Below are 1,228 nucleotides of genomic sequence, written 5' to 3' on the forward strand. Positions count from 1 at the left end.
CGCAAACCTCGCCTAAGACACGTCGCTAACGACGTCGTTAAAGACGTGTCTTAGGCCATCACGACGATAGCCGGCAGGCGGTGACAATCGGGCGGTTACGTTTGAACCACCCCTGCTTGTTTTGAGTGGGGGCTGTGGAGTGATCGACATGGCGTTATTGAGCGTGATCCGACGCTGGTATTTTCGAGAACATTTATCGATCCGGGAGATTTGCCGCAGGACTGGCCTGTCCCGGAATACCATCCGCAGATATCTGCAATCCGAGGGCGTGGAGCCGAAGTTCAAGGTTCCGGAACCGCCCAGCAAGCTTGACCCCTTGCCGACCGATTGTCGGCCTGGCTGAAGACGGAGGCCAGCAAGCCGCGCAAACAGAAGCGCACGCTCAAGCAGTTGCACGCCGATATGCTGAGCCTCGGCTATGACGGTTCCTACAATCGCGTGGCGGGCTTAGCTCGGGAATGGAAAGCCGATCGGCAAAGGGAACTGCAGACGTCGGGCCGCGGGACATTCGTGCCGCTGGCGTCCGAACCCGGTGAAGCGTTCCAGTTCGACTGGTCCGAGGACTGGGCGATCATCGGCAACGAGCGCACCAAGCTGCAAGTCGCGCATACGAAGCTACAGCCGCACCTTCGCCATGCGGGCCTATCTGCTGCAGACGCACGAGTGCTGTTCGACGCCCACAATCATGCCTTCCGCGTCTTCGGCGGCGTTCCCCGGCGCGGCATCTACGACAACATGAAGACCGCCATCGACAAGGTCGGGCGCGGCAAGGAGCGCGACGTCAATGTCCGCTTCCTGGCGATGGCCAGCCACTATCTGTTCGAACCCGAGTTCTGCAATCCGGCGTCGGGCTGGGAGAAGGGACAGGTCGAGAAGAACGTTTAGGATGCGCGGCATCGACTCAGGCAGCCCACGCCGCGCTTTCCATCGCTGGAGCCCCTGAACGATTGGCGGGAGGGATTGGATTAATCCGAGATTCTCAAGGCGCTTCGAGCGCGCTAATTTGATTGGAACCCGATCCGCGGACTTCATCAGGGCCTGCGGCCATATGCGCCGCCTCGCGAAGGCCGGACACATGGCTTGCACCCGACCAGAGCGGCATCACAGATTTTCTCTCTTGCAACAAACGGCCAATGGTATGGACCCCGCCCTCGCGGCGAGGTGGAATCTCGAACGTCAACTGCGATGAAGGAGGATGTCATGCAGGTCGTTCGGATAGGTCTCGATT

2 protein-coding genes are annotated in these 1,228 nt (G+C 60.1%); both read left to right on the forward strand.

The window, feature by feature from the left end; genetic code table 11:
* The first annotated feature begins 148 nt into the window (after positions 1-148).
* On the forward strand, positions 149-343 hold the full coding sequence (locus QN224_RS33490) for a helix-turn-helix domain-containing protein (protein ID WP_283980165.1): 195 nt from the start codon (positions 149-151) through the stop codon (positions 341-343).
* Positions 328-885 carry an IS21 family transposase gene (gene istA / locus QN224_RS33495; protein ID WP_283980166.1) on the forward strand — a complete coding sequence of 186 codons (558 nt, stop codon included), beginning with the start codon at positions 328-330 and terminating at the stop codon, positions 883-885. The genes QN224_RS33490 and istA overlap by 16 nt, the downstream gene beginning before the upstream one ends.
* The last annotated feature ends 343 nt before the right edge of the window (positions 886-1,228 follow it).

Origin of the sequence: Sinorhizobium sp. 7-81, assembly GCF_030124405.1 — a bacterium.
In the GTDB taxonomy this organism is placed as follows: domain Bacteria; phylum Pseudomonadota; class Alphaproteobacteria; order Rhizobiales; family Rhizobiaceae; genus Sinorhizobium; species Sinorhizobium psoraleae.

Excerpts from the sequence above, each read along its gene's own strand:
- QN224_RS33490 (WP_283980165.1), top strand. The coding sequence starts at position 149 with ATGGCGTTATTGAGCGTGATCCGACGCTGGTATTTTCGAGAACATTTA.